The sequence below is a fragment of the Rhizorhabdus sp. genome (assembly GCF_018006725.1).
Classification (GTDB): Bacteria; Pseudomonadota; Alphaproteobacteria; order Sphingomonadales; family Sphingomonadaceae; genus Rhizorhabdus.
In genome coordinates this window covers 1-3,348 of the sequence record NZ_JAGMXV010000388.1, presented here as the reverse complement: position 1 = coordinate 3,348, position 3,348 = coordinate 1, and the positions used below count along the sequence as shown (strand labels likewise).

At 62.2% G+C, this 3,348-nt stretch carries 2 protein-coding genes; one reads left to right on the top strand and one right to left on the bottom strand.

The genetic code is table 11. The features are described 5' to 3' along the window. Positions 1-539: 539 nt before the first annotated feature. Positions 540-938: a hypothetical protein gene (locus KAY22_RS26545; protein WP_004212919.1), complete on the top strand. Its 399-nt coding sequence runs from the start codon at positions 540-542 to the stop codon at positions 936-938. Positions 939-1,010: 72 nt separating this feature from the next. On the opposite strand, the gene KAY22_RS26540 is transcribed toward KAY22_RS26545, so the two are convergent. Next, positions 1,011-3,155 carry a TonB-dependent siderophore receptor gene (locus KAY22_RS26540; RefSeq protein WP_231738615.1) on the bottom strand — a complete coding sequence of 715 codons (2,145 nt, stop codon included), beginning with the start codon at positions 3,153-3,155 and terminating at the stop codon, positions 1,011-1,013. Between the last annotated feature and the right edge of the window lie 193 nt (positions 3,156-3,348).

The window sequence follows — 3,348 nt, the reverse complement described above, 5'->3', positions numbered from 1 at the left end:
AAAAGCGACATGCACGCTCGCGTCGGGGTTGGTCCGGCTTCCACCGTGAAGGAAGAAGGTTAATGTGGCGTTGTCGTCGACCGCTTTCCCATCGCGAGTCCCGGCCACAATGGCATTTGGCTTTTGTTGCGGACTGGTTCATTCTGCGCCTAGGGCGGCGCTCTTCCCTTTGGGTTCCGCCCGTGTTTGGACCAGGACAATGGTGCGTGACGCTTTCAAGCTTCTCGCCATCTCGACGTCGCTCGTGCTTTCTGGCTGCGTCAGTCCGCGAGAAATGGCCGCTCGCCATCGGGCGGCGTGTGCGAGCTACGGCTTCCAGCCTGGAACGGAGAGCTATGCGAATTGCCTTCTCCAGCTCGACGTAGGTGATTACGGCTACGGCCATCATAGGGGTGGCGTGCCGTTGTTTCCCGCCCGGCATCAGGCGCCCGCGCCGCCTCCGCCTATCGCCACGCAGGACTAAGGTCGGCTAAAGTTCACTGATGCCCCATCGTCCTGACCTATTGATCTACGCACTTTCGCTCGGAAGCGCAGCGCCCGTGGCGGCTCAGCAGGTGGTGCCCGCCAAACCACGAACCGCCGCGGGTGCGTCGAAGTTCGTCCAGGACATGCTGACCCGCGGCACAGCCGTCGCAAAGCCTTGGCCGGGTTTCGTGCGGAACAGCAGGATCACGAGCGTAGGAGTGAAAGGTGGTTGCCTCGTTACGCTCACGCTCGCCGACAAAAGCGCCCTCAGCGTGAAACTAGATCAGGTGGTTGCGATCCGACCGCTTTACTCGGCCAACGCGCCCCAGGCGTCGGTGGAGATCAAAGGGGGCGCGCAGCCCTACGAGGGTCTCGATATATTCGTCGGGGACAACGACGCGGTGCGCCGCGTCGGTGATGCCCTGGAGTTCATGCGCCAGTCCTGTGATCCATCGGCGAAGACTGGTTTCTAAACCGGCCAGCGGCGTCTCACCGACTTTTGCGAGGGCGGCTTGATCCGCACCCGACCAAGTTGGCCAACACCGTTATAATCTCATTCTAACCGTTGCGCGCACCGTCGTCGGCGCGCCGGGCATGATGTTGTTGTCGTTGTAGGCGGACGAGAAATAATCGCTGTTAAGCAGATTCTCGACGTTGATTTGCGCCTCGATCTGGGGGGTGAGCTTGAAGAATGCGGCGGCATCGACGCGGGTGAAGGCGGGCAGGATGGCGGTGTTGCTGATGGACGTGAAGCTTTTCGACTGGTGGTAGACACCGGCGCCGGCCCCCAAGCGTGGGGTGAGGTCGTAACGCGTCCAGAGCGAAGCCTGTTGTTTTGGAACCAGCGGAACCTCGCGCCCGGCCGGGGCGGCACTCGTCGTTTTGCGAATTGTCGCGTCCTGCAGCGCATAGCCCGCGCTGATCTGCCACTGGGGTGTGATCGCGCCGCTAAGGCCGAGTTCGAGCCCTTTGCTGCGCTGCGCGCCCGTGAGCACCGTCCGTGCGGGGTCATTGGGGTCGGCCGCGCGGGTGTTGGTGCGGTCAAGCTGGTAGATGGCGGCGGTCAGGTTCAGCGTCGGGCGGATATCCCATTTGAGGCCAAGCTCGTAATTGTCGAACCTCTCCGGCTCCAGCGCGGCGCTGGTGACATCGAGCGATGAGAATTGATCCCCCGACTGCGGCAGGAAGGACCGGCTATAGCTGGCGTATATCGAGACAGGTTGCACCGGCTTGAGCACCACGCCCACTCGGGGAGACCAAAGCGTGTCGGTCCGGCGATAGCTCTGCCCGGCAACCAGGTCGTCGACGTTAAGCGTGAAGCGGTCGCGGCGAACGCCGCCGATCAGATCGACATGGTCGCCGATCGAGATCTGGTCCTGCACATAGAAGGCGGCGGCGTCGGCGTTCGTGCGGATTGACCGGTAGCCGGTATTGGGAGTGGTGCGCAGCGTGACCGGCGGCACCGTGATCGGGTCGGCCAACCCGACAAAGACGCGCCGCCCCCCGTTGACGATATCACCACCCCCGAAAAAGCCGTTGATCCGCTGGTTGCGCGTGCGCTGGTCGCTAATTTCGAAGCCAGCGAGCAGCACGTGGCGGACGGGTCCAGTGGTGACCCTCCAAACAAGGTCGTTCTGGTTGAGCAGGTTCTTGCGTGTCGTGGGATCGCTATACGCTTCGAGGCCGACGCTCTGGACGCCGCCGCGCGACGTGACCGGGGTGACCGGAAAGGCGTTCCGATAGAGCTTGTCGTAATCACCATACAGGACCCGACTGGTCAGGGTCAGATTGTCGCTGAAGCGGTGCTCGACGCGCCCATTCAGGACCTTGGCCTCGAAATCGCTGACGTTGAATCCCGGCACACCGAAGAAGGTGTCGCGGGCGCCGGTGAGCGGGCGTGACGGGCTCGTCAGCGAGCCCTGAACGGCCGAGGGGACGCCTCGGTCGATCGTTCGCTTGTCGCTGTTATATTCGAAGCCCAGATCGATCCGAGTCGCACCGCCGAGCGAGAGCGCGACGGTCGGGTTGATCGCAACCCGGCGCCCGTCATAGAAGTCGCGATTGTTTCGGAACTCCTCGTAAACGGCGTTCATCCGGGTGGAGACGGACTCGCTGAGTGGCTGACTGATGTCGGCGTCGACATACCATGCGCCATATGTGTCCGCCGAACCGCTGCCGCTGATGAAGGCGTTGGCGACAGGGCGCTTGGTGACGCGGTTGATTACGCCCCCGCCGCCGCCGCGCCCGAAGATCATCGCGTTGGGACCTTTCAGAACCTCGATCCTCTCTGCATTGTAGAGGCCGCGATAATATTGCACGTCGTCCCGCAAGCCATCGACGAAGAAGTCTGCGGTGCTGCTGTTCCCGCGCAGGATGATCTGATCGCGGTGTCCCTCACCTTGAGAGATTACGGCGCCGGGGACATAGCGTAGTACATCGGCAATAGAGCGCATCGCCTGGTCGTCGATCTGCGTTTCCGTGATGATCGAGACCGCTTGGGGGACATCGTTGAGCTCGGTCGGTGTGCGCGTGGCGGTGCTGGTCGCATCGATCTGATAGCCGTCGCGGACGCCAGTCACGATGATCGTTTGCGAGGTGCTGCCGGGTCCCGGCAGGAACTGGTCTTGAGCCATTGCCGGGACGGTGAGCAGCCCGAAGCCGAGTGCAGTTCCAATACCAAGATTTCTCACCGTTGACCCTTTTGCGAATCTCTCTCACCAACGCAATAGGTGATTTGAGAGTGCGTCGCAATAGCCTTTCGGGGTGGTCGCTGTCAGGCCCGTTGACTTGCTCTCTGAATCACTGACCGGCTGACGCCGGTAGGATCAAGCGGTGGGGCTGAAGCCGTCCTTGTGGGTATGTCGGTCGAGGTAACGCATGATG